Origin of the sequence: Streptomyces sp. NPDC045470, assembly GCF_040646595.1 — a bacterium.
GTDB lineage: Bacteria > Actinomycetota > Actinomycetes > Streptomycetales > Streptomycetaceae > Streptomyces.
The window spans coordinates 81,400-105,920 of the sequence record NZ_JBEZAN010000012.1 but is presented as its reverse complement, the minus strand read 5'-3'; the positions used below and the strand labels follow the sequence as shown (position 1 = coordinate 105,920).

The window sequence follows — 24,521 nt, the reverse complement described above, 5'->3', positions numbered from 1 at the left end:
CCACCCAGATCAGCTATCCCCTGGACGTGAGCCTCGACGACGTGGGGAACCTCTACATCGCGGACACCCTCAACCAGCGGGTCCGCAAGGTCGCTACGGACGGCAGCATCGGCACCGTCGCGGGCAACGGCACCGCCGGATACGTCGATGACGGCGGGCCCGCCATCGCCACCCGGCTCTACCAGCCCCGGTCGGTCGCGCTGGACCGCGCGGGGAACCTCTACATCGCCGACGCGAGCAACAACCGTGTCCGCGGCGTCACCTCGGTCGCCACCATGACCCCGCCGCCCCCGCCCGCCGCCGACCTGTACGGCGAGGTCGTCAGCTCGCCCTCGGTCCAGACCGGCCAGGAGTTCGACCTCGGCGCCCGGATCAAGAACCGCGGCCCCAACCCGGCCGACGGCCAGTACGTGACCGTCGTCCTCACCCTCGCCGACGGACTGCGCGGCCCGGCCGGCACCACGGGCCAGCGCCTCTCCCGTACCTTCTCCGGACAGCAGCTCCAGCCCCAGCAGGGCTCGCTCGACGGCGTGTTCCGCATCACCGTCCCCGGCGACACACCCCCCGGCCAGTACACCTCCACCCTGGAGATCCAGTACGGCGGTGACCTCAACCTCAAGGACAACACCGACACGCTGCCGGTCATCGTCGTCGTCCCGCCGCCGCCCACCGACGAACGGGCGCTGACCATCACCCAGGACACCACTCCCCAGGTGGCGCCCGGCCAGCGCACCGCGTTCAACGTGAAGTACGACGCGGCCGGCAGCCGGCCCGTCAACCCCGGCGACATCGTCCAGCGCTTCACCGCCCCGTCCGGCTTCGTCTTCCCCGGCCAGCCCACCTACGCCTACTACAACACCGCCCAGGGCGTGATCTCGGGCAACCTCGACTACCGCATCGAGGACGGCGGCCGGACTCTGATCGTCACGGCGAACCCGCACGTCAACACCACCAGCAGCGACACCGGGCCGCTGTACTACACCATCCCCGTCCAGGCCCGGCCCGACGCCGCGGCCGGCACCTTCCCGAACGGCTCGGCCAGCATCGGCAGGCACACGCCCGTCCAGCTCACCGGCACCGTCACCGGTTCCGCGCAGAACGAGACCGCGCTGCGCGCCACCCAGGAGAGCGTGCCGCAGGCCGCCCCCGGCCAGTCCACCACCTTCAACCTGGAGATCCGCTCGCTCAACGACCAGCCGGTCAACCCCGGCACCATCGAGCAGCGCTTCACCGCCCCCACCGGCTTCACCTTCACCGGCGGCGCCTCGTACGGCTACTACTACGTCCAGCCCGCCGTCACCGGGAACCTCGACACCCGCCTGGAGGACAACGGCCGGACACTGATCATCTCCTCCAACCCGCACGTCAACACCGGAACGACGGACAGGACCGCCCTGCTCTACACCATCGGCATCCGCGCCCTGGCCGACGCCGAACCGGGCACCCGGTCCGACGACGGCTCGGCCGCCATCGGCCGCCTGACCCCCGTACCACTGAGCGCCCGCGTCACCTGACCGCCCCTGCACCGCAGGCCGGGGCCCCGATCGCAGCGCGGTCGGGGCCTTCGGGCTGACTCGGGACAGACAGACCTTGCGTCGCCTCCAGCCCTGCGGCACAGCCCGAGTTCGTCACGCTGCGCGACCTCTGCACGGGGTGACGCGCCGCGAGGAAGGCCCCCGTCATGTCCTTCGCGGTCCTGCAAGAGGCCGCTGGTTCCGGGCCCGGCATGGCTGTTGCCCCCTGCCGAAAACATGACCTGGGGGCGTCACCGGGCCCGGGAGGTGCCCTCGGAGACGCTGATCAGAGGCCCGGCCGCCGTCCGGCCCAGTGCAATGCCGGGCAGTTCGCAGCCGGCAAGGCCGTCTTTGACGAGCAGCTGCCCAACAGCGAGCCCAAGCTGCGGGCCGTCTTCGACAAACTGGCCGCGATATACGGCACCGTCCTGCTGATCGTGAACCAGCCCGCCTCCATCGGCGCCCTGCCACTGACCGTCGCCCGGAACGCCGGCTGCAAGGTCACTACCTGCCCGGACTCGCGATGTGCCGGATCGCCGGCCTGTCTCCCGGCGAGGCCAAAACCGACGCCAGGGACGTCGCGGTGATCGCGGACGCAGCCCGCGCCATGCCCCACACCCTGCGCTCACTGGAACTCACCGACGAGATCACCGCCGAACTGATCGTGCTCGTCGGCTTCGACCCGGACTTCGCCGCCGAGGCCACCCACACCTCCAACCGGATCCGCGGCCTGCTCACCCAGTTCAACCCCAGCCTCGAACGCGCCCTCACCCCACGCCCGGACCACAAGGCGGCCACCTGGCTCCCGGAGCGTCACGGCTCCCCCGCCGCCCTGGACGAGCAGACCGCCGTCGTCCCGGGCACCGGCACCCTCGACACCGTCACCTCCTCTCTGGCAGTTCCCCTGGCCGCCGTCCACACCTGGCGCCGAGCCCTGGAAGCCAAGATCAGCACCCTGCTGGAGGCTCGCCCCCTTCCCCGGTCCTGATGTCGATGCCCGGCATCGGCGTCAGGACCGCCGCCGTTCTGATGGTCGCCGTCGGCGACGCACCAGCTTCCCACCACCCATCTCGCCTCCTACGTCGAACTCGTCGTATGACCCGAGCAAGCCCATCCCCGCCCCGAACCCGGCAGAGACGCCTTGCCGGAAGACGTAAAGGCCCCCGTTGGGCAGGTGGCTGTTCATGTCCCGACAGGCGGAAACCAACCATCTCGGTGAGATTCTCTGCGCGGGCATTTCGGACGCCGCGTCTCACGCAGCAGACCAGGGGCCACCGGAAGCCCCTTCTGCTCACGCCGCAGGCAGATCCCCGGTGAAGCAGCCCACAGCCGAAGTTGGCGAAGTCGCGAGCTGCGAGACGGTCGGCGCGGCAGTCAGGCCGGCCTTCGCGGACCGTCAGGAGGACGCGCCGACAAGGCCGGTGATCAGGCAGTTCCGGGCCCGCGGCATCGCCGCGGCGCCTGCCCGGGGCGAGGTGGGCGGCGAAAGCTGGCCTACGGAAGGCCAAGGGGGCATAGCTAAGCTATGCGCTCATATCTCAGCAGAGCCCTCACGAAGCTCGCACAGCACTTAGAGCTCATGTAGCACTCGTAGCACCATCCGTCGGTCGCCGGAAATGCGGCCACTCACGATCCCCTCTCTCATCGTTCGAGCCAGACTGCCGGAGAGCGATTTCCGTGCGTCCCGAGCGCCGGAAGGTGACTGAAAAGTGAACAAGAAGAGGCTGTCGGAATGAAACAGAGACGATTTTCGACGAAGGCCGTATGGCCTTTCGGGAACGGTCACCGCTCCGGGAAAAAAGCGTTCCAGCGACGCGGGGCCGGCGTGACGGTGTTGTCCGCTTCACTGGTGGCAGGGCTCATCGGCACGGGGCCTGCGGCTACGGCCGACTCCACCGGCCAAGACGACCTGCCCCATCTGCGCAAGGAACTCGTCGCCTACTGGGCGGACGGCGGTGCCGGTGTCAAGGCGGCGGCCGAGCAGGCGCTGACCGGCTCGGACGAGGACATCAACAAGTTCTTCGCCGAGAAGGACAGCCTCCAGTACGACGACGACTACGTCGATGCCAGCCGAATACTCGGCGCTGGGGGCCCTGCGGTCCGTGAAGCGGCCAAGGCGGCTCTGAAGGCCAGCAAGCGGGACGCCCCGGAGCCTCTGCGGGCATTCCTGAAGAGCGGTTGGCAGGCGCCGCTGCGGCAGGACAACGAGGTCGAGGCCTCGAAGGTCATCAACTTCGGTGGCTACGGGGTCAAGGAAGCCGGCAAGGCGGCCCTGAGGGCCGGCCCCGAGGCCGTCAGCGCGTTCCTGGACAAGGGCCAGTACGCGGCGCGCCGGCAGGACAACGAGGTCGAGGTCTCGGCGCTGGTCAACTCCGGTGGCCCGGCCGTCAAGGCGGCCGGGAAGGTGGCGCTGAAGGGCACGGCCGAGGACATCGCCGAGTTCCTGGAGATCGGGCAGTTCACCGCCCGCAACCGCGACCAGGAGCACGCCACCATCGCCGAGCTGGCCGAACAGGCCACCCTGGCCGGCAAGCGGGCCGCCGACGAGACCGAGCGGGCCAAGGACGCCGCCGACCGCGCCGTCAAGGCGTCCGAGGCCGCCAAGGAAGCCGCCGCCGAGGCAGCCAGGCAGACCGAGCTGGCCAAGAACGACTCCCAGCGCGCAGCGGTCAAGGCCAGGCAGGCTGCCGACGCGGCCCGGGGAGCTGCCGCTGCGGCCCGGCAGGCCATCGGCGCGGCCAACGCCGCCAACCGCGCGGCGCGCATCGCCGCGTTGGCCGCCGCCCAGACCGCGGCGGCCGCCACGAACGCGGCCAACGCCGCCAACGACGCCCTCAACGCCTCCATCGCCGCCGCCTCCGACGCCGGCAAGGCCCAGCACGCCCGGGACCTGGCCAAGAAGGCGCACGACGCGGCCAAGATGGCCCGCAACTCCGTCGAAGCCGCTAAGAAGGCCAGCGCCGCCTCCCGCGAATCCGGCAACGCCGCCAAGGCGGCGCTGAGCGCCAGCGACAACGCCGACTCCGCGGCCGACTCCGCCGAGCGCGCCAACCGCTTCGCCGACGAAGCCGGAGTCCACTCCGGCGAGGCCCGCAACGCCGCGATCGAGGCGCGCCGGCACGCCGACGAGTCGCGGCGCGCGGCCAACGCCGCCCAGGCGCTGGCCAACCGCTCGGCCGACGCCGCCGACGAGGCCCGCGCCGCCGCAGAGTCCGCGGCCGACCACGCCGAGAAGGCCGCCCTGGCGGCCGACGAGGCCGCCCGGCACGCCGGCGAGGCCGCCGACGCCGCCGCGCAGGCCACCAAGCACGCCAAGGCCGCCGAGGAAGCCGCCAAGGCCTCCGACGCCGCCGCCACGGCCGCCCACAAGGTCTTCGACATCGCCCGCGCCACCGAGGCCGAGGACCTGGCCACCCGCACCGCTGCCGCCATCGAGGAAGCCCGCAGCAACAAAGCACGCCTGGCCGAGCTGACCTCCGCCTCGGCCGCCGCCGCGGTCGACGCCAAGTCGCTGGACGCCACCGCCGCCGAACTCGCCGCCGCGGCCGCCGAGCCCGACGCCGACACCAAAGCCCTGGCCGCCAAGGGCCGGACGCTGGCCATGCGGGCGCTGAAGGCGCGTGGTCCGTGGAGTCAGGAGGCTGCCAAGCAGGCACTGTCCGGCTCCGACGAGGACGTGCTCGCCTATCTGCGCAGCGGGTGGCACAAGGCCGGCCTGGACGAGATGCGCGAGAAGGTCTTCCAGCTCAGCACCCACAGCCCCTACGAGGTGGTGCGCACCGCTGCCGCCGCCGCGCTCAAGGGCTCGGACCAGCAGATCCGGGACTTCTGCACCACCGGGCAGTACGAGGTGGCCGTCACCGACCTGACGGTGCGCGTCTCACAGATCAACAACGCGGGCGGGCCGGGTGTGAAGGAGGCCTCCAAGGCGGCGCTGAAGGACGGGCGCGGCAAGGTGCTGGCCGCCTTCATCGCCACCGGCCAGTACCTGGCCCAGCGCTCCGACGAGGAGGTCGCCGCCTCCAAGCTGGTCGACACCGGCGGCCCGGAGGTCAAGGCGGCTGCGAAGGCCGCGCTGGCCGGCCCGGCCGAGCAGGTGCACGACTTCGTCCAGCTCGGCCAGTACATGGCCGACCGCAAGGACCAGCTCGCCGCCACCCACATCGCCCAGGTCCAGCGCCTGGTCGCCGAGGCGTCCATCGTCGCCGCCCAGGCCCAGCGCAACCGCTGGATCGCCGCCGGCGCCGCCGCCAAGGCCAACCACGCCTCCGACCAGGCCGCCAAGGCCGCCGACGAGGCCAAGAAGAACGCCAGACTCGCCGACGGCTACCGCATCGACGCCGACAAGGCCGCCGACAGCGCCGAAGCCAGCGCCGCCCAGGCCGCCAAGTCCGCCAGGACCGCCCGCAACGCCGCCGACAACGCCCAACGCGACGCCGCCGACGCCGAACACTCAGCAGCCCAGGCCGAATTCTCCGCCCACTACGCCCGCAACTCGGCCAAGTTCGCGGATGACGCCGCTGCCGATGCCCGAGAGTCCGCGCTGGAAGCTGGAAAGAGCGCCCAGGAGGCTTCCTCCCTGGCCTCCCAGGCGTGGACGGAGGTGACGAAGAAGCGTGAGGCCGAGGAGGCCGAAGCCCGCCGCAAGGCCGAAGAAGAACGCAAGCGGAAGGAGAAAGAGCAGTCCGAGCAGAAGATCTGCTACGAACACCCCACCCGCGAAACCGCCGTCCTGCCCTGCCTGGCCGCCGGCGGCACGCTCAAGCAAGTCGAGATCGACCCCACCCTCTCCGCCATCGTGTGGGAAATCGCCGACATCAACACGGCCCTGAACTGCGTCAAGGACCCCAATCTCGCCGACTGCGGATCCTTCCTCGTCGGCGTCACCCCCTGGGGCAAGGGCGTCAAACTCGCAGGCAAGTTCGTGGTCAAGGTGGGCGGGAAAACAGTAGAAAAGCTCGCCCAGAAGACGAGAGTCTGGCGGTTCGGCGAATGCTTCAAATGCTTCCTTGCCGGCACCAAAGTCCTCATGGCCGACAAGACGCCGAAGGACATCGAGTCGATTTCCGTCGGCGATCAGGTAGTCGCCACTTCTCCGCTGAGCGGCAAAACGGAGCGACGCACCGTAACCGCACTCATAGTCACTGAACACGACAAACGCTTCAACGAGCTGACCATAGCCACTCCGCAGGGTGATGAGCAGCTCACAGCTACTTACGAGCACCCATTCTGGTCACCCTCCCGAAACCGCTGGGTCGAAGCTGCTGATCTTTTTCCCGGGATGACCCTCCGCACCGTCGACGGTAGCGCTGTAGCGGTCAAGGCCAATCGCTCGTTTGCGGAGAACGCCCGGACCTACAACCTGACCGTCGCCGGTCTGCACACATACTACGTGATGGCCGGGAAAACGCCGGTCCTGGTGCACAACAGCGACTGCCCGGTGGGCAAGGCTCCCGAAGCCCCCACCATCGACATCGGCAACTATCGTGGGAGATTCCAAGCAGACTTGCACCGCAACGGCTTGAAGCGGCTACCGAATGACTGGGACGCCCATCACGCTGTCCCGCAGGAGTACCGGGACCACCCAGATTTCAAGGACTTCGACTTCGACGCACCCTCTAACATGCGCGGAATCCCCGGTAGTAGAATGAAGTCCCGCGGAGCCAACGTCCACCAACAGATAACTAATCAGTGGAAGTGGTTCCGCGACTTGAACCCAAGTCCCACGCGAGCCCAAATCGAGGACTTCGCCAGGCAGATCGACAGGGGATACGGTGCCTATTACTGGGCAGAACGTTGACGACTGGGTCAACGAAATGGCGCGTTTGACTGCACGTTTCGTCGCGGGGTTCGAGACCGCGTACGGATACCCGCCTGGTGAGCATCACGTGTCCAAGGCGCCTGACCACGGCGGCCACGGATCGCTCGACGCGGCACTGAGCGGGGATTTGGCCGTCTTCTATTCACACGTGGATCGAATCACCCTCCCTGATGTCGGTCCAGGTTTCTTCGTGGACTCCGCCGAGGAGGTGACGGAGGGGTTTGACGGGGCCCAGCCCACGAAGGTGATCGGCCCGCCCGATCGGGATGTCGTGACGTTCGGCTCCGATGGCGGTGGCGCACTTTTCGCCATTGATCGACGGACAGATGAAGTGGTCCGACTGGAAGGAGGGTCACTTGTCGGCGCCGTCTACGATCCGGAAGAACGTGGCGTACAGGTGATCGCGCAAGGGATCGAGGGATACATGCGGTTCCTCCGGAACGAACTGATGCGTCAGCTCCCTCCCGAAGGTCGGTAAGCGGACACGGAACACCTGTGCGCCGCATCGACAACCCGATGAGCAAAGTGGGGGCCCTGCAGGCAACAACGCCTGCTGGGCCCTTATCTGTTCAGGCGGTGGTCAGCCGCTCATCCGTCCTGGGTCAGGCTGCGGCCTGGCTGGGTCTGCCCCCGGCGGATGTGAAATCCGCCCGGAGACGACAGAACCCCGGCCCGTGTGCCACACATACTTGTCTCTGGCACGACTGACGGAGCCCACCGGACAAGCCGGTGACGAAACGGCAACGCCCACCCGGCTCCCCGGCTCACGAAGCCCCCCCCCCCCCGCGTCCAGGGATGAACGCCCAGGCCATCACCCGCCAACAAGCCATACCGGGCACGCCCTCCGCCCTCCGGCCCTTGCGCCACCTCCAGCACCTCCGCATATCCTGAGGCCGTCACGCTGAGTAACCCGCCCGGTAACTTACCCTCCGTCAGCACATCGGCATGAGGTCAGCACCAGTACCGACGGAGTCCGTCGCCAAGCCCTTCGAGCCACCGAGGAGCGCCCCGTGAAGATGCTCATGAACGTCCCCGAAACCGTCGTCGCCGACGCGCTGCGCGGGATGGCCGCGGCGCACCCCGAGCTGGTGGTGGATGTCGACAATCGGGTGGTGGTGCGGCGGGATGCGCCGGTTGCCGGGAAGGTGGCGGTGGTTTCCGGGGGTGGGAGTGGGCACGAGCCGTTGCACGGGGGGTATGTCGGGCCGGGGATGCTGCACGCCGCCTGTCCGGGAGAGGTGTTCACCTCGCCCGTGCCCGATCAGATGGTGCGGGCCGCGGCGGCCGTGGACAGTGGCGAGGGTGTGCTGTTCCTGGTGAAGAACTACACCGGTGACGTGCTGAACTTCCAGATGGCCGCCGAGCTGGCGGAGGACGAGGGGGTACGGGTCGCCAGTGTGCTCGTCAACGACGATGTGGCGGTGACGGACTCGCTGCACACGGCCGGGCGCCGGGGCACCGGGGCCACCTTGTTCGTGGAGAAGATCGCGGGGGCGGCGGCCGAGGAGGGAGCGCCGCTGGACCGGGTGGCGGAGCTGGCGCGGCAGGTCGTCGAGTCCTCGCGCAGTTTCGGCGTCGCGCTCGGCGCGTGTACGACGCCGGCCAAGGGCGGCCCGATGTTCGACCTGCCCGCCGGTGAGCTGGAGCTGGGCGTGGGAATCCACGGTGAGCCGGGGCGGGAGCGGCGGCCGATGATGACCGCGCGCGAGATCGCGGACTACGCGGTGGACGCGGTGCTGGCCGACCTGAACCCCCGGCAGCCGGTGCTGGCGCTGGTCAACGGGATGGGCGGCACGCCGCTGCTGGAGCTGTACGGATTCGGCGCCGAGGTGCACCGGGTGCTCGGTGAGCGGGGTGTGCCGGTCGCCCGTACGCTGCTCGGCAATTACGTCACCTCGCTGGACATGGCCGGCTGCTCGGTGACGCTGTGCCAGGCCGACGCGGAGCTGCTGCGGCTGTGGGACGCGCCGGTGCAGACGGCGGCGCTGCGGTGGGGACGCTGAGGCGCGCGGGCGGTGCGGACGTGCGGGCGGTGCGGACGGTGCGGACGGTGCGGACGGTGCGGACGCGCGAGCGGTACGGACGCCGGTACGGACGCGCGAGCGGTGCGGACGCGCGAGCGGCACGGACGCCGGTACGGACGCGCGAGCGGTGCGGACGCCGGTACGGACGCGCGAGCTGTGCGGACGCGCGGGGGCGTTGGTGCAGCAAGGACACGGGTGGACAGGTACACACTGGTGGAGACGTTCACCCGCACAGGTGAGTCTGTGCCAAGACGTCGCACGCGCACGTACGACCAGAGGAGCAGTTCGTGTCCGAAACGGCACTGGATGCCGGGTTCTTCCTGCGCTGGATGACGGCGTCCGCCGCCTCCGTCGACCGGGAAGCGGCCCGCCTCACCGACCTGGATTCCGCCATCGGCGACGCCGACCACGGCAGCAATCTACAGCGCGGCTTCGCGGCCGTGGTCAAGACCCTCGAAGCCGAGCCGCCGCAGACACCCGGTGCCGTGCTGACAACGGCCGGGCGGCAGTTGATCTCCACGGTGGGCGGTGCGTCGGGGCCGCTGTACGGGACGCTGTTGCGGCGTACGGGCAAGGCTCTCGGCGAGGCGGACCGTGTCACCGTCGACGAGCTGCGGACGGCGCTGCGAGCCGGGGTGGACGCCGTCGCCCAGTTGGGCGGGTCCGCGCCCGGTGACGCGACGATGCTCGACGCGCTGGACCCCGCCGTCGAGGCGCTGGCCACGTCCTTCGCGGCCGCCGCCGAGGCGGCCGGGCAGGGGGCGCAGGACACCGTGCCGCTCCAGGCCCGCAAGGGCCGGGCGAGCTATCTCGGTGAACGCAGCATCGGCCACCAGGACCCGGGGGCCGCCTCGTCCGCGCTGCTGTTCGCGGCGTTGGCGGAGGCCGCCGGCCAGGGGGTGGCCGAGTGAGCGGCGCGGACACTTCTTACGTGGGCATCGTGCTGGTGTCGCACAGCGGGCCGGTGGCCGAGTCGGTGGCGCGGCTGGCGACCGGCCTGGCGGGCGGAGACGTCAAGGCGCCCGTCGCGGCGGCGGGCGGCACCCCGGACGGCGGTCTCGGGACCAGCGCGGAGCTGATCACCGAGGCGGCGCGGACGGTGGACCGGGGCGCGGGCGTCGCGGTCCTGGTGGACCTCGGGAGCGCCGTACTGACCGTCAAGGCGCTGCTGGCCGAGGGGGACGAACTGCCCGAAGGCACGCGGCTGGTGGACGCGCCGTTCGTCGAGGGCGCGGTGGCCGCCGTGGTCAGCGCGGCCACGGGGGCGGACCTGGACGCGGTCGCTGCGGCTGCCGGGGAGGCGTACGCGTACCGGAAGGACTGAGGGGCGGATTCCGCCGAGACCCCGGCAGTCGCTGCCCCTGTCGGGGCCTCAGTGGAGGGACGGGAGCAGGAGCGCCGCCACCAGGGCCATGCCTGCCAGGACGAAGGCGACGTAGTCGCCGATGTGCCCGGAGTGCAGGCGGCGCACGGGCGCGGCCCAGCGGGTCTGCCGGGTCGGGCCCGTGCGGCGTACGGCCCACCGGGCGAGGAGGCAGGCCAGGGCGGCGGACAGCAGGCCGAGCCCCACACCCGCCACGGACCAGTGCGGTGCGGGCGTCGGTACGGACGCGGCCGGGGGCGTGTGCAGGACGGCGGCCGCGTAGCCCGCCCGGTCGAGGAAGGCGTCGGCGGCCCGGCCGACCGCCGCGCGCAGCCCTGGTACGACGCCCACGGCCAGGGCGCCCGCCAGCAGCACGACCGGGACCGCCAGCATGGTGTCCGGGATGCGGCTCAGCGGGCCGGCGGTCTCGGGCTCCTCGTCCTTGCCGCTGGTCTCGTCCGCGCGGGCCTCCGCCTGACCGGCGGCTTCGGGCCGTACCCCCGCTCCCAGGAAGATCCGGGCCACGGCGCGCAGCACCGCTCCCCCGGTGACTGCCGACACCACCACGAACAGGGCCGCCTGCCAGCCGCCTGCCGCCTCCTCGGAGACGGCCTTGCCCAGTCCCGTACCGAAGGGCGGCAGCCCGGCCAGGGCCAGTCCGCCGACGGCGCAGACCACACCGACGAGGGGCAGTTCCCGGCCGCGGCCGTGGAGTTCGTGCTCGTCGACGCTGCGGAAGCGGTCGAGGAGGATGCCCATGGCGGCGAACAGCGCGGCCTTGACGCCCGCGTGGGCGAGGACGTACAGCGCCGTACCGCCCGTGCCCTCGGGAGTCATGACGGCGAGCCCGATCAGGAACAGGCCGGTGTGCGCGACGGTGGAGAAGGCCAGCATCCGCTTGAGGTGGCGCTGCTGCCAGCACATGAGCGCGCCGACGACGGCGGTGAGTGTGCCGAGGGTGAGGAGCATGCGGTGCGCGTCGGCCGTGGGGATGCCGCCGGGGCCCGCGAAGACCGTCCAGTAGACGCGTGCCGTGCCGTAGACGCCCAGTTCGACCATGACGCCGGACAGCAGCATGCACACCGGGGTGGGTGCCACCGCGTGGGCGTCCGGGAGCCAGAAGTGGAAGGGGACCGCCGCGGCCTTGACGAGCAGACCGGTCAGGACGAGGACGAAGGCGGTCAGGACAAGGAAGTCGGGGCCGCCGGGGCCGCCGCCGGAGGGCTCGCCCGGGTGGGCGGCCAGCCGGGCGCCGATCTGGGCGAAGCCGAGTTCGCCGGTGCGTCCGTACAGCAGGCCGACGCCGAGCAGTGTCGCGTAGCCGCCGAGGGAGTTGACGACGCCGAAGGTGAGGGCGCCCTGGACGGCGCGTTTCTCCTCGACGCGGTAGCCGGTGAGCGCGTACGCGACGACGCCCATCAGCTCGAAGAAGACGAACGCGTTGAACAGGTCACCGGTGAGCGCGAAGCCGCACATGCCCGCCTGGAAGATCAGGACGAGGGCGGGGAAGGTGCCCGCCTGGCGGTGCGGCGGCTCGTCGAAGTAACGCCAGGAGTAGGCGAGGACGGCGACGACGAGCAGCGAGGTGACGGCGGCCAGGCCGACGCCGATCCGGTCACCGACCAGGACGATGCCGAGGCCCGCGCCGCCGTGCGGGTGCCGGCCGCCCAGCCATTCGACGGCACGTGCGCCCGGCGCGTCCGCGGGCGTGCCGCGCAGCAGGACGGAGAGGGCGAGGACGGCGGTGGCCGCGGCGAAGACGGTGCCCGCGGTCTCGGCGGCCCGGCGCGGCATCCGCCGTCCGGCGGCCACCAGGAAGGCGGCGCCGAGCAGCGGGGTGGCCACGATCAGCGGGAGGGTGGCGGCGGGCGTGAGGGTCATGGCGGCGGGGACGAACGTGCCGGTCGGGGTCACCCGCGCAGCTCCGAGAGTTCGTCCGGGTCCACGGTGCCGTGCCGTTTGCCCACCTGGACGACGAGGGCCAGCAGCAGCGCGGTGACCGTCGCCCCCACCACCACGTCGGTGAGGGTCAGGGCCTGGACGACGGGATCGACGACCGGCCGGGTGCCGGGCCGCAGGTCGGAGAAGACCGGTGCGGTGCCGCCGTCCCGGTAGCCCACGGCGAGCAGCAGGACGTACGTGGACGCCTGGCAGACGGCGAGGCAGCCGACGGCGTGGATGAGGTTGCGGCTGGTGGCCAGCCCGTAACAGCCGATCAGGAAGATCCAGCCGGCGACGAGATACGGCAGCACGCTCATGTCGGCTTCTCCTCGGACGGGGGCGGTGGGACGGGGTGACGGGTCTCTCCGGGGCCGGCGTGCTCCGCCGCGTCCTCGATCTCCACCGCCTGGTCGAGGAAGGAGGCCAGCAGCACCACGACCCCGCCGGCGACCTCCACCCCGATGGCCGCGTTGAGCAGCGGGACCGTGCCGCCGGAAGCGAGCGTGCCGAAGGTGCCGTACGGGAGGAAGTTGGTCAGGTAGGCGGTTCCGGCGACCAGGCCGGCGGCGCCCAGCAGGAGGTAGGCGGCCTCTCCCGCCGCGTCCGCCGTCGCGTACAGGCCGACCGGTCTGATCCGCTCCAGCGCGCGGTAGTCCACGGCGATGTAGAGCAGGTGCAGGGCGGTGGCGACGACCACCCCGCCCTGGAAGCCGCCGCCGGGGCTGAGCTGGCCGTGTGCGACGACGTACAGACCGATGAGCAGGGTGACCGGGAGCGCGACGAGAGCGTAACGGCGTACGGGCGGGGCCACGCGCGCCGGTTCGGGGCGTACCCGGTGCTCGTCGCGGGTCTGGCGGAGCAGCACGACGGTGCCGAGCGCCGCACAGAAGAGGATCGATTCCTCGCCGAGGGTGTCGAACGCCCGCTGGTCGAAATTGACCGCCGCGACGACGTTGGCGGTGTGCCGGGCGAGGGCGGCCTCGACGGCCCGTGCGCCGTACGGGTGCCGGTCGCCGCCGAACTCCGGCAGGTCCAGGCTCGCGGCGAACAGCAGGACGGCCACGCCCAGGCCGCCGAGGACCAGCACCCACATCCGGATCCGTCTGCTCACCGCCGCTCCCCTTCCCCGGAACTGCCGGGTTCCCGGTCGTGACCGTCCGCCCGGCCCTTGCGCCGCACCTTCCGCACCGAGAGCAGCAGCAACAGCGGGGTGAGGACGGAGCCGACCGCTAGTTGGGAGAGCGCGACGTCCGGCGCCTGGAGAACGGCGAAGAGGAGGGCGAGGGCGAGGCCGAGAAGGGCCAGTACGGTCGACTGCCGGACCGGGTCGCGGGCCAGTACGGCGGCGGTCGCGGCCGCCGCCACGCACGCCAGGGCCAGCACGATCAGCACGTCATTCATCGGCCGCACCGGCTTTCTCCCCGGCGCGCCGCCCGGACAGCGCGCGCGAGGACACGATGTTCCCGCCGACCAGCAGCACCCCGATGACCAGCAGCTTCACCATCGCCCTGCCCGGTCCCGCGGCGACGCACAACGGCAGCACCACCAGGGGTACGGAGAGGGCGGCGAGCGGCGTCATGACGCGGTCGAGGACGCCGGCGACCCGGTCGCGCACCGGCTGTCCGGCCAGTTCGTCGGCGAGCAGCCGGGCGTAGACGAGCGTTCCGGCGGGACCGAGGACGGCCAGGACGAGGCCCAGATCGACGTACGACGGCCGGGCGTAGCCCTGTGCGAGCAGCAGCACGGTGAGGCAGGCGACGAGCGTCGCGAGGTTCTGCGCCATGACCCGCCGCCGTACGGGCCCGCTCGCCGCACCCCACACGGTGGGGGCGAAGGCGAAGAGGAGCAGCAGCGCGGCCGCGAGCAGCCAGCCGTTCACCGCGGCCGGCCTTGCGCCGGGCGGGTGTGCGCGGGGCCGTTGCCGGCGGCACCGCTGACGGCTGCCCTGCGGGCCGCGCGGGCGGCGCACGCGCCGAGCAGGGCGGCTGCCGCGCCGACCAGGCACTCCAGCAGATCGAGGCTGCTGACCAGCACCAACCACAGCGCGGCCAGCACGACCCACCAGGCGGCCAGTTCGACGACCGCCGTCGTCGCACCGGACGGTTTCGCCGCACCGGACATGCGCTCACCTCCGGCCTCGCCGGTACCCGGCCGTCAGGCTCTCATGCGGCACATCCCCTGCGGACGAACCGCGCCGAACGGGCCGATTCGCGACAGCACCGCAGCACCCGCCAGGAGGGCAGCACCGTCAGGACGGCAGCACGCCGGTGGCCTGCGCGCCCTCCCCCACGACCACCTCAGGGTCGCCCCCGGCAGCCGCCAGCACCACGTCCAGCAGCCCCGGGAAGCGCGCCTCCAGGTCCTCGCGCCGCAGGTGCATCACCAGGCGACGGCCCTCCCGCCGCTGGTGGAGCACACCGCTCTCGCGCAGCACGCGCCAGTGGTGACTGGCGGTGGATTTGGACACTTCGGGCAGCAGCTCGCCGCAGGAGCGTTCGGCTCCATGGGCGAGCCGGTGCACGATGCGCAGCCGGATCGGGTGCGCGAACGCCTCCAGGACGTCCGCGATGCGTAGTTCGGCACGGTCGGGGTGACTCAGTACGGCCATGCCCCGAGCGTACGCGGACGGACCGACACGCGGCCCACCTCCCCACCCTCCCCGTCCCTCCTCCCCGCACGCCCACTCTGCTACTGTTCTAGAACATACGAACTGACGGGTCGGCAGGTCCGCCCGGACCGGCCCGCCCGCACCCTCTCGCATGAAGGAGCCCTCATGACCGTCTACGAGGACAACTACTCCCTCGGCAAGCAGTTCCACGCCGCGCTCGCCACCGCCGACTGGGACACGATCCGCTCCCTGCTGCACGAGGACGCGACCTGGGAGCTGCCCGGCGACAACACGATCTCCGGGACGGCGCACGGCGCGGACGGCGTCGTCGAACGTGCCCGCAAGATCGCCGGGTACGGCCTGAACTTCGCCCTGCTGCACATCCTCGTCAGCCCCCGCAACATGGCGCTGTCCTTGCACAACACCGCACAGCGCGGCGATCTGGTCCTGGACGAGCACCTGTCCACGGTGTGCACCGTGCGCGACGGGAAGATCGCGGCCATCGAGACCTACCTGTCCGACGTGGACGGCATGAACGCCTTCTTCGTCTGAGACCGCGCCCGTTCCGCCCGCTCCGCCCCTTCCGCCTCGGGGTCGGTCCGCGGCAGCACCAGCGCCGACGGATGGTGCAGCGAGATCACGACGGGCACCAGCCGGGTGGCCGTCGGCAAGGGCTCGTCCGTACCGGTGTTGCGGGCGAAGCGCGGGTGGGCGCCGCCGCTGATCTGGAGGCGGACGCGGTGTCCGGCGGCGAAGGAGTGGGCGGTGGGGCTCATCGCCACCGTCACCTCCGCCGGGCCGGCCGCGCTCCCGGCCGTGGCGGGGTCCAGGCGCCGGATCCCGTCGCAGACATTGACCGACCGCCCCCGCTCGTCGACGTCGCAGAGCCGGGCGAAGACATCGGCGTAGCCGGTGTCCGTCGTGACCCGCAGTTCCACGGCGACCGTGCCGAGGACGTCGAGCGGCTCGGCGAGCGGCGGGGTGGTGAAGGTCAGCACGTCGTCGCGGGCCTCCAAGGCGGCGTTGTCCCGGGGCCCGGCGGTCCGGCTCAGCAGGGGCCCACCGACCGAGGGCGTCGGGTCGGCCGGGTCGTAACGGAAGGACAGCGGCGGCGCGCCCTCGGGGGACCGAGCACTCAGCGCGCCGTCGCGTTCGCCGTCGAGGTACCAGCGGCGGCCGGTCGCCACCGGAGGCCAGTCGGACAGCTCCCGCCACTCCTGACGCCCTCCCACATGGACGCGCACCCGCGTTTCGCGCAGGCCGGACGCGTCGTCGCACAGGTGGGCCCGGAGCCAGGCGAGGGTTTCGGCGAAGACGTCCACCCAGCCCTGCTGCATGGCGGAGTTGTGGGTCCAGGGGCCGACGAGCAGGGCGGTGTCGCATCCGGCGCGGCGCAGCCGGGCGTACTGCTGAAGCGTCTGGTCGAGGAACACGTCGTGCCAGCCGGTGATCAGGCTGGTCGGTACGGCCGCCCGCGCGGCCGCGTCACCGACGTCCGCACCCTGCCAGTGGGCGTCCTCCGGATCGGGCCGGGCCATCGCCTCGTCCAGGAACGGCACCCGGCCGCCGAGGCCGGGCCCGTACGTCTCGCCGAGCGGCAGCGTCCGGGTGATCTTCCGGAGGTGGCGTCGCAGGCGCAGCGCGGCCCGCGCGAAGGCCAGGACACCCCGGCCGTAGTGCATCCGGCCGAGAGTCGAGACCAGGGCGCTCTCCAGGGCGAACGGGCCCGGAGCACGGCCCGAGGGGTAGAAGAAGCCGTGCAGGTCGTGCAAGCCGACCTGGACCACCATGGCCCGCAGCTCCGGAGGCGGGGCGGCGGCGAGGGCCCACTGCGCGTACCCGAGGGCGCTGGGTCCCAGCGTGCCGAGGACGCCGGTGAACCAGGGTTGCCGGCGCAGCCACGCGACGGTCACCCGGCCGTCGGCGGCCTCGTGCTGCCACGAGGCGTAGGTGCCGCCGGACCCTCCGGTGCCGCGGCTGCTCTGCAGGACGACGTGGAAGCCCTGTTCGGCGAAGAGAATGCCGAACATCGGCGCCCACGGGATGCCGCGGCCGTACGGCGAGCGGACCAGCAGGGTGGGGAAGTCGCCTGCGGCCCGGGGGAAGTAGTGGTCGGTCAGCAGTGGGCTGCCGTCGGCGGCCGGCACCACGAGTCCGGCTTCGTGGGCGACGTCGTGGCGCGGGTCGGGCATGCCGCGCAGGGTGCGCCGTACCGCCCTGACCAGCAGGGGCGGCTTCTTCGCGGTGGGGCGGTGCGTCGCTGTCGTCACGGTGCCTCGATTCCTGGTGCGGACTGCTCTTCCTGATGGCGCGCTATTACCGTACTGCGTACGAGAATAGCGGATGATTGGATGGCGACGGACAGCAGAGAGAGGTTGCCGTGACCCGTACAGGCACATCCGGCCGTACCGCCGGAGTGGACCCGGAGGCGCTCTGGGCACCGGCCGAACGCCCCCGGCGCGGCCGTCCCCCGGCGCACAGCCGGGCCGAGATCACCGCCGCGGCCGTCGCCCTCGCCGACGCCGAAGGGCTCGGCGCGGTCACCATGCGCGCGGTCGCGGCCCGGATCGGGGCCGGCACCATGTCGCTCTACAGCTATGTCCCCGACAAGGAGACGCTGCTGGAGCTGATGATCGACGAGGTCGCCGGGGAGCACCGGCTGCCGCCCGGGCCGTCCGGCGACTGGCGCGCGGATCTGCGAGACCTCTTCCACGAGCAGCGCGACCTGATGCGGCGTCACCCGTGGTTGCCCATGGCGCTGCCCGCACGGCAGACGTTCGGCCCGAACACCCTCGCCACCCTGGAGCACGCCCTCGCCGTCCTCGCTCCCGTGGGGCTCGGCGCACCGGCGGCACTCGAAATCCTCAGCCTGCTCTCCGGCTTCGTGGCGAGCCATGTCACCCATGAACTCGCCCAGGAAGCGGCGGCTTCCGCCACCGGCCGCGCCTTCCACGACGCGCAGGCCCGTTATCTGCGCTCCGCCGCCGTCACGGACGCCTGCCCGAAGGTCGCCGAGGCCCTGACCGCGCCGGGCGGCACCCCCTCCGCCGACGCGACCTTCGACCGGCTTCTCAACCGCATGATCGACGGGCTGACGGCGACCGGCTGACAGCCAGGGGCTGACGGCCGGGGGCGAGCAGCGCAGTGCCCGTACCGCACCGGCAGGCAACCGCCGTGATCGGCGCGGGCGCTACGATGCCCCGGCGGAGCGGCCCCCACCGCTCCGCGACCGGCCGGAACCCCGCGCGGAAAGGCAGCCGAACCCATGACGGCACACTCCACCGACAGCGCGCCCGCCGCGCCCCAGGGACCGTGGCTCGGCCCGGGGGTCGTGATCCTGACGGGAATTCAGGCCGCCGGGAAGTCCACCGTGGCCCAGGCGCTCGCCGAGCGGCTGGCGCGGTCGGTGCACCTGCGCGGTGACACGTTCCGGCGCATGGTCGTCCGGGGGCGGGAGGAGATGACGCCCGACGCCGGCGCGTCGGCCCTCGCGCAACTGCGGCTGCGGCACCGGCTGACCGCCACCTGCGCCGACCAGTACGCCCAGGCCGGGTTCACCGTGATTGCCCAGGACATCCTGCTCGGCGAGCATCTGACCGAGATGGCCGAGCACATCAGGACCCGCCCGCTGGCGGTGGTGGTGCTCACCCCGGACCCGTCGGCGGTCGAGCAGCGGGAGGCGGCCCGGGCCAAGACGGCGTACGGGCCCGACTGGAGCGTGCGCGACCTCGACACGGCGCTGCGCGAGCACACCCCGCCGATCGGGCTGTGGCTTGACACCACGCACCAGACCGTCGAACAGACCGTGGACGAGATCCTCACCCGAGCCTGGACGGAAGGTGCCATCGCCTGAGCCCCGCCCGCGCCGTCCGCCGCTCGCCGCCCGCCGGCGCCCCGCTTCAGTACCCCTTCGGCGGCCGGGTCGGGTCGGCCTGCTGCACCCGCTCCGCGAAGTTCGAGCCGGACTCGTCGACGCCGTACCGGTCGCGGACGTAGCCGATGGTCGCGGTCATGCAGGCCACCACGTCGTACGGCGTGCGGGCGGTGCCGCAGCGGTGGTACGCGGCGAAGGTCTGCGGAACGCACTGGGTGGCGCCACGTGAGCAGTTGCGCGGGTGCCCGTCGGCCATGACCGGCCCCCAGGCGTTGCCGTCGGTGGTGTTCACCCGCCAGCGCGGGTGGTTGTACGAGGACTCCCGCCGCGCGATCGTGACCAGCGCCGGTATGCCGTACCGGGGGTCCATACCGGTGAGTTCGCAGGCCAGCCGGGCGTAGTCGGCCATCGCCTCCTCGCCCGACGCGTCGTCGGGGTCGTGGTACTCCACCTCGGAAAGGTCCATCGGGCCGCATCCCCCTCCGACTCCGGGTTCCGGCACCGGGCCCGCCGCCGGGAGCACCGCGTCCCGTGCCGCTGCCGGGCCTGCCGTCATGGTGCCCGCCCCCGGGACGCGCGAACCGGCCGCCGCCGCTCCCGGGGCGTACCCGTCCCGCTCCCCCGCCGTACGGGTGCCGCTCCCCCGCCGTACAGGTGCCGCTCCCGTGGCCCCGCCCTGACGCGCACGTGGCGTACGGCCCCTCGGGATCGCCGGTACGGGTGACCGTCCGGACCCCGTTCGGCTGGGATGCCGGCGAGGCTCCGCCAACCGGGTGAAGCGCGCGAACGACGGCACGCGAAGGTCACTAAGGTGCCCGCCATGACCACATCCCAGGCCACCACCGGCAACCCTCCGTACAGCCAGCTGGGCACCCTCATGATGATCGGCTGGAGCGGCGCGCACCCCGAGGACGGTCACGACGTACCCTTCCTGCTCACCTACTCCCTCGGAGACGGCAAGGACGGCCCGGAGACCGGGACCGAGGTCATGGGCACCATGCTCAGCCAGGCCGGGCTGCTGGTCGGCGGCGAGCTCCAGGACGCCTCCCGCACCCCTTCCCTCCCGCTGACGCTGATCGTCGAGGCCGGACGGGCGGTGCTGACGATGCCGATCTTCAGCGCGCAGTGCCCGGTGCCGCCGGAGTGGCTGGCGGCGGCGGACCACCGGGGCCAGGTGTACGGCATGTTCGCCACCCGGCCGTGGCCGGAGGCGAAGCCGGGCGGGCCGGTCAGCGAGGACATGCTGCGCGCCTTCGCGGGCGACGAGGGCGTGATCAAGAGTTCCGCGCACTGTCTGATTCCCGTGCGCACCTTGCAGGGCCGCCCGTCCTAGCAGCGCCTCCGGCCCCTGTACACCGGTCCGCCGGGCACGGGCGCGCGGCACCCCGGATGCGGATTCGGCCGGACCCGGCGACCCTGGAGAGGTGGGGGCGTCAGTGGCGAGGAGGACGACTCATGTCCGTGATGGACAAGCTCAAGCAGATGCTGAAGGGTCACGAGGACAAGGCCGGCCAGGGCGTCGACAAGGCCGGCGACTTCGTCGACGAGAAGTCCCAGGGCAAGTACAGCAGCCAGGTCGACACGGCCCAGGACAAGCTCAAGGACCAGCTCGGCAGGGATCAGGGCCAGGACCAGCCGCCGCAGTCCTGATCGCGTGCCGCCCCGGGCCGGGCCCCGCCTGTCAAGGCACCCGGCCCGGGGCGCATTCCGCACCCCGGAGGATCTGTCAAGAGATAGCGCAAGACTTCACCCGTTCGAGGGGCGCGACCTTGCCTGATCGATTCTCCTCGTACGCGCCCCGCTACGGTTTTTCTGCACCCCGGTCCCCGGTGCCATCAGCCAGAAGCCGCGCTCCGCGGCCCGCGCAACCGGTGGGGGGCGCCATGACCGAACGCACCGCCGACACGGCACTGCTCACGTACGCGGTAGGGGACCAGTTCGTGCTCGCGCTCAAGGGAGAACTCGATCTCGCCTTGGCGCTGACCCTGCAACCCGTCCTCGGTGAGGCGTTGCCGCCCCGGCCCGGCACGGTCGTCGTGAACCTCTGTCAGGTCACGTTCATGGATTGCAGCGGCCTGGCCCTGCTGTGCCGGGTCCGTGAACGGGTCGTCAACCGCGGTGGCCGTCTGATGCTGCTCGGGCCGCGCCCCGTGGTCCGCCGGCTGCTGCGGCTCGCTCCGCTCGACGAGCGTTTCGTCGTCATCGAACGGCTGCTGTCCGCCCGTACCCTCAACTGAGCACCGGACGGGCAGCCCACCCACGGGCACGGCGCGCCTCCCACCCACGGGCTCACGGCTTCAGAGGAAGCTGACGCCCTGCGCCAGCGGCAGGGCGTCGGAGTAGTTGACGGTGGTGGTGACCCGGCGCATGTACGCCCGCCAGGCGTCCGAACCGGATTCCCGGCCGCCGCCGGTCTCCTTCTCCCCGCCGAAGGCACCGCCGATCTCCGCGCCCGACGTGCCGATGTTGACGTTGGCGATGCCGCAGTCGGAGCCGTCGGCGGCCAGGAAACGCTCGGCCTCCCGCTGGTCACGGGTGAAGACGCTGGACGACAGGCCCTGCGGCACGCCGTTGTGCAGGGCCATGGCCTCCTCGAAGGTGCGGTAGGTCAGCACGTACAGGACGGGCGCGAAGGTCTCGGTGCGGACGAGGTCGGTCTGCGCGGGCATCCGCACGACCGCCGGGCTCACGTAGGCGGCGTCCGGCGCCTGGTCGGTGAGGTGCGGGACGCCGCCGGTGAGTACGGTGCCGCCGTCGTCCCGCGCCGTGTCCAGCGCCTTGGCCATGGCCGCGTGGGCGGCGGGGCTGATCAGCGGTCCGACGAGGGTGGCGGCGTCGAAGGGGTTGCCGACCGGTAGCTGCCCGTAGGCGTGCACGATCTTCTCGGTCAGGCGGTCCGCGACGTCCTCGTGCACGATCAGCCGGCGCAGGGTCGTACAGCGCTGGCCCGCGGTGCCCGCGGCGGAGAAGACGATGGCGCGCACCGCGAGGTCCAGGTCGGCGGACGGGGTGACCACGGCGGCGTTGTTGCCGCCGAGTTCCAGCAGACAGCGGCCGAAGCGGGCGGCCACCCGCGGCGCCACCGCACGCCCCATCCGGACCGAGCCGGTCGCGCTGAGCAGCGCGACGCGCGGGTCGTCGGCGAGCCGCGCGCCGGTCTCCCGGCCGCCGAGGAGCAGCCGGTGCAGGGCGGCCGGCGCTCCCGTGTCGGCGATCGCGCGGGCCAGCAGGGCTTCGCAGGCCAGCGCGGTCAGCGGGGTCAGTTCCGAGGGCTTCCACACGACCGGGTCGCCGCAGACCAGGGCGACGGCGGTGTTCCAGGACCAGACGGCGGCCGGGAAGTTGAAGGCGGACAGCACACCGGTCACGCCGAGCGGGTGCCAGGTCTCCGCGAGGCGGTGGCCGGGGCGTTCGCAGGCCATCGTGCGTCCGTAGAGCTGCCGGGACAGCCCCACCGCGAAGTCGCAGACGTCGATCATCTCCCGTACCTCGCCGAGCGCTTCGGACCGGATCTTGCCGGCCTCGACGGTGACGAGGTCGGCGAGCGCGTCCTGGTGTCCGGTGAGCAGTTCGCCGAACCGTTTGACCAGGGCGCCCCGCCGCGGAGCGGGGACGGTGCGCCATTCCCGGAACGCCGCTTCGGCGGCGGCGACGGCCGCGTCGGCCTGCTCCGCGGTGGCGGCGGGCAGCCGGTACAGGACGCCGCCGGTGAGCGGCGTACGGGCGGTGATCCCGGCGCCCTCGGGGACGGTCGCGACGCCGCAGCGGCGCAGCCGGTCGGCGGCCAGATCACGGAGTTCTGCGGTGCTGGGGAGCTGGGTGCGGGTGCTCACGGCGGGTGGCTCCTTCGGCGCGGGGTGAGGACGGGCGGGGGCTGCCGGCAGGGGGGCCGGTACGGATCAGAAAGCGGGCACAGCCGTCAGGAGGGGCACAGTTCGCGAAGGGCGTCGTCCGCTCCCAGCGCTTCCAGCGCCCGCCGCAGGGAGGCGTCCTGCTGAGCGGCGTAGATCTGGAAGGGGTCGTGCACGGGACGGCCGATGCATTCGGCGAGCCGGTGTTCGTCGTAGGGCGTTCCGGTGCGGGCGGTGTCCCGGGTGCCGTGTCCGGTCAGGTTGGAGGTGAAGATCCCGGCGGCCGAACGGGGCAGGAAGTCCTCGTAGACGATCGGGCGGGCGGTCAGCCAGCCGTGTTCCAGCAGACCGGCCAGGTCGGCGGGCGGGTGCCGCCCGTCGCGCGGGCGGGCGGCTGCCGGGGCGTACGTGAAGTAACCCAGCCCTTCGGCGGCGAGTCGCTGTTCCGAGCGCGGGAAACCGGCCTCCCAGAGGGGGCGGGCCACGTCCTGCCGGGCGGGTCCCCGGCTGTCCCCTTCGTCGGTGAGCCGCCGCTCCGTCGCTGCGGCGAGCCGCCGGTCCGTCTCCGTGGTGAGTGCGTCGTAGCGGGCGCGGCCGGTACGGCTCAGGGCGATGCCGCGCGCCTCGACCTCGCCGAACCGCACCCGCAGTGCGCCGGTGGTCACGCTGCCGTCCGGCTCGCGGAAGGTGCGGGGTTCGTCCAGCGCGCGGAAGGAGGTCTGCCGCAGCAGGACGTCGGGGCCGTCCCAGCAAGGCGGCCCCTGGATCTCGTCGATCATGGTGATGCCGCGGTCCGCCATCCGCCGGTAGAGCGCGTCGATGTCCAGGACGCGTGGGGTGAGGTGGTTGACGTGGGTGCTGGTGACACCGCCGATGTCGGCGGCGACGGCGGAGATCCGGGCGAGTTCGCGGTACCAGGCGCGGTCCACCGGCTCGGGGGACAGTTCGAAGGCGGCGACCGCCAGCGTGAGGAAGCGTTCCGCCGGTTCCGGTGCGAGGCCGTGCTCGCGTTCGGCGCGCTCGGCGAGGCTGAGCAGTTCGGGCGGGAAGAGCGTGCGGCGGTCCAGGAAGGTCTCCAGCCGGGCCTGGAGTCCGGCGTCGAAGAACCGGCGGTCGGCGGTGGTGAGCATCGAGGTGAAGACGCGGAAGGGGTTGCGGTCCAGCTCCTCGGGCTCGACGGGGCGGAAGGCGGTGGAGACCACCGGGACCGCGCTCGTGGTGGCGTCCCGCAGGTCGTAGAAGCCCACCGGGCGCATTCCCAGGGCGGCGAACACCTGGGCCGCCTGGCGCAGTTCGCGGGGCGTGCCGACGCGGATGGCGCCGTGCCGCTCCGCGGCCACCCGTTCGATGCCGCCCAGCCGCCCGGCGTCCGGGGCACGGTGCGCGACCTCGTCGTTCACCTCGCCCGTCACCTCCAGAAGGGTGGTGTACGCGGGGACTTCGGCGCCGTACATGCCGGACAGCCGGCGGGCGAAGGCGGCGCGCAGCCGCCAGGTGGGGATCATGCGGTCCTCCTCAACGGGTG

The 24,521-nt window shown here is 72.1% G+C and carries 23 protein-coding genes and 1 pseudogene; 13 read left to right on the top strand and 11 right to left on the bottom strand.

The genetic code is table 11. The features are described 5' to 3' along the window. The 7 genes and pseudogenes from AB0A97_RS28225 to dhaM form a co-directional block, all read left to right on the top strand. Window positions 1-1,514, top strand: a 1,514-nt coding sequence (locus AB0A97_RS28225) for a hypothetical protein (RefSeq protein WP_361155092.1), incomplete at its 5' end; no start/stop codon positions are given. Between the two features lie 335 nt (window positions 1,515-1,849). Further along, window positions 1,850-2,561, top strand: a pseudogene (locus AB0A97_RS28220) (transposase); the annotation flags it as partial. Window positions 2,562-3,363: 802 nt separating this feature from the next. Further along, on the top strand, window positions 3,364-7,314 hold the full coding sequence (locus AB0A97_RS28215) for a polymorphic toxin-type HINT domain-containing protein (RefSeq protein WP_361155091.1): 3,951 nt from the start codon (window positions 3,364-3,366) through the stop codon (window positions 7,312-7,314). After that, window positions 7,289-7,813 carry a hypothetical protein gene (locus tag AB0A97_RS28210; RefSeq protein ID WP_361155090.1) on the top strand — a complete coding sequence of 175 codons (525 nt, stop codon included), beginning with the start codon at window positions 7,289-7,291 and terminating at the stop codon, window positions 7,811-7,813. The genes AB0A97_RS28215 and AB0A97_RS28210 overlap by 26 nt, the downstream gene beginning before the upstream one ends. Before the next feature lie 538 nt (window positions 7,814-8,351). Continuing rightward, on the top strand, window positions 8,352-9,338 hold the full coding sequence (dhaK, locus tag AB0A97_RS28205) for a dihydroxyacetone kinase subunit DhaK (RefSeq protein WP_361155267.1): 987 nt from the start codon (window positions 8,352-8,354) through the stop codon (window positions 9,336-9,338). A gap of 350 nt (window positions 9,339-9,688) precedes the next feature. Beyond that, the gene (gene dhaL / locus AB0A97_RS28200; protein WP_361155265.1) at window positions 9,689-10,270 is read left to right on the top strand and encodes a dihydroxyacetone kinase subunit DhaL; all 582 of its coding nucleotides are present in this window, start codon (window positions 9,689-9,691) and stop codon (window positions 10,268-10,270) included. A gap of 20 nt (window positions 10,271-10,290) precedes the next feature. Continuing rightward, window positions 10,291-10,683 (top strand): dihydroxyacetone kinase phosphoryl donor subunit DhaM, encoded by a 393-nt coding sequence (dhaM, locus tag AB0A97_RS28195; protein WP_361155089.1) that lies wholly within the window; start codon window positions 10,291-10,293, stop codon window positions 10,681-10,683. A 48-nt stretch (window positions 10,684-10,731) separates the two neighbouring features. Here the strand turns inward: dhaM and AB0A97_RS28190 are convergent, their stop codons facing one another. The 7 genes from AB0A97_RS28190 to AB0A97_RS28160 all read right to left on the bottom strand — a co-directional run bounded on the left by AB0A97_RS28190 (window position 10,732) and on the right by AB0A97_RS28160 (window position 15,271). Continuing rightward, window positions 10,732-12,603 carry a complex I subunit 5 family protein gene (locus AB0A97_RS28190; RefSeq protein WP_361155263.1) on the bottom strand — a complete coding sequence of 624 codons (1,872 nt, stop codon included), beginning with the start codon at window positions 12,601-12,603 and terminating at the stop codon, window positions 10,732-10,734. A gap of 29 nt (window positions 12,604-12,632) precedes the next feature. Further along, window positions 12,633-12,980: a cation:proton antiporter subunit C gene (locus AB0A97_RS28185; RefSeq protein ID WP_030598094.1), complete on the bottom strand. Its 348-nt coding sequence runs from the start codon at window positions 12,978-12,980 to the stop codon at window positions 12,633-12,635. Next, window positions 12,977-13,774, bottom strand: a complete 798-nt coding sequence (gene mbhE, locus AB0A97_RS28180; RefSeq protein ID WP_361155088.1) for a hydrogen gas-evolving membrane-bound hydrogenase subunit E — start codon at window positions 13,772-13,774, stop codon at window positions 12,977-12,979. The genes AB0A97_RS28185 and mbhE overlap by 4 nt, the downstream gene beginning before the upstream one ends. Continuing rightward, entirely contained in the window at window positions 13,771-14,064 is a 294-nt protein-coding gene (locus AB0A97_RS28175; RefSeq protein WP_361155086.1) for a hydrogenase subunit MbhD domain-containing protein, read from the bottom strand. The genes mbhE and AB0A97_RS28175 overlap by 4 nt, the downstream gene beginning before the upstream one ends. Continuing rightward, a complete protein-coding gene (locus AB0A97_RS28170; protein ID WP_361155085.1) occupies window positions 14,057-14,542 on the bottom strand; it encodes an MrpF/PhaF family protein in 486 nt (161 codons plus the stop codon). The genes AB0A97_RS28175 and AB0A97_RS28170 overlap by 8 nt, the downstream gene beginning before the upstream one ends. Then, complete coding sequence (locus AB0A97_RS28165; RefSeq protein WP_361155083.1) at window positions 14,539-14,784, bottom strand: hypothetical protein; 246 nt, start codon at window positions 14,782-14,784, stop codon at window positions 14,539-14,541. The genes AB0A97_RS28170 and AB0A97_RS28165 overlap by 4 nt, the downstream gene beginning before the upstream one ends. 127 nt (window positions 14,785-14,911) lie before the next feature. Next, window positions 14,912-15,271, bottom strand: coding sequence for a metalloregulator ArsR/SmtB family transcription factor (locus AB0A97_RS28160; protein ID WP_361155082.1), 360 nt, complete (start codon window positions 15,269-15,271; stop codon window positions 14,912-14,914). A 165-nt stretch (window positions 15,272-15,436) separates the two neighbouring features. On the opposite strand from AB0A97_RS28160, the gene AB0A97_RS28155 reads away from it, so the two are divergent. Then, the gene (locus AB0A97_RS28155) at window positions 15,437-15,823 is read left to right on the top strand and encodes a nuclear transport factor 2 family protein (RefSeq protein ID WP_361155080.1); all 387 of its coding nucleotides are present in this window, start codon (window positions 15,437-15,439) and stop codon (window positions 15,821-15,823) included. Here AB0A97_RS28155 and AB0A97_RS28150 read toward each other — a convergent pair. Continuing rightward, the gene (locus tag AB0A97_RS28150) at window positions 15,781-17,463 is read right to left on the bottom strand and encodes a CocE/NonD family hydrolase (protein WP_361155261.1); all 1,683 of its coding nucleotides are present in this window, start codon (window positions 17,461-17,463) and stop codon (window positions 15,781-15,783) included. The two genes, AB0A97_RS28155 and AB0A97_RS28150, sit on opposite strands and share 43 nt — an antisense overlap. A 224-nt stretch (window positions 17,464-17,687) precedes the next feature. On the opposite strand from AB0A97_RS28150, the gene AB0A97_RS28145 reads away from it, so the two are divergent. Next, on the top strand, window positions 17,688-18,380 hold the full coding sequence (locus tag AB0A97_RS28145; RefSeq protein WP_361155259.1) for a TetR/AcrR family transcriptional regulator C-terminal domain-containing protein: 693 nt from the start codon (window positions 17,688-17,690) through the stop codon (window positions 18,378-18,380). 156 nt (window positions 18,381-18,536) lie between these two features. Then, entirely contained in the window at window positions 18,537-19,124 is a 588-nt protein-coding gene (locus tag AB0A97_RS28140; protein ID WP_361155079.1) for an AAA family ATPase, read from the top strand. Window positions 19,125-19,170: 46 nt separating this feature from the next. On the opposite strand, the gene AB0A97_RS28135 is transcribed toward AB0A97_RS28140, so the two are convergent. Next, complete coding sequence (locus AB0A97_RS28135) at window positions 19,171-19,611, bottom strand: hypothetical protein (protein WP_361155078.1); 441 nt, start codon at window positions 19,609-19,611, stop codon at window positions 19,171-19,173. 354 nt (window positions 19,612-19,965) lie between these two features. Between AB0A97_RS28135 and AB0A97_RS28130 the strand changes: the two genes are divergently transcribed. From AB0A97_RS28130 to AB0A97_RS28120, 3 genes are all read left to right on the top strand, one after another. Continuing rightward, the gene (locus AB0A97_RS28130; protein WP_030017544.1) at window positions 19,966-20,478 is read left to right on the top strand and encodes a DUF5949 family protein; all 513 of its coding nucleotides are present in this window, start codon (window positions 19,966-19,968) and stop codon (window positions 20,476-20,478) included. A 122-nt stretch (window positions 20,479-20,600) separates the two neighbouring features. Then, a complete protein-coding gene (locus tag AB0A97_RS28125; RefSeq protein ID WP_361155076.1) occupies window positions 20,601-20,795 on the top strand; it encodes an antitoxin in 195 nt (64 codons plus the stop codon). A 233-nt stretch (window positions 20,796-21,028) separates the two neighbouring features. Further along, entirely contained in the window at window positions 21,029-21,382 is a 354-nt protein-coding gene (locus AB0A97_RS28120; protein WP_361155075.1) for an STAS domain-containing protein, read from the top strand. 60 nt (window positions 21,383-21,442) lie between these two features. Here AB0A97_RS28120 and AB0A97_RS28115 read toward each other — a convergent pair whose 3' ends face one another. Together AB0A97_RS28115 and AB0A97_RS28110 are read right to left on the bottom strand one after the other, a co-directional pair. Further along, window positions 21,443-22,978 carry an aldehyde dehydrogenase family protein gene (locus AB0A97_RS28115; protein ID WP_361155073.1) on the bottom strand — a complete coding sequence of 512 codons (1,536 nt, stop codon included), beginning with the start codon at window positions 22,976-22,978 and terminating at the stop codon, window positions 21,443-21,445. An 86-nt stretch (window positions 22,979-23,064) separates the two neighbouring features. Next, window positions 23,065-24,501 carry a DUF1338 family protein gene (locus AB0A97_RS28110; RefSeq protein WP_361155071.1) on the bottom strand — a complete coding sequence of 479 codons (1,437 nt, stop codon included), beginning with the start codon at window positions 24,499-24,501 and terminating at the stop codon, window positions 23,065-23,067. Window positions 24,502-24,521 lie beyond the last annotated feature (20 nt).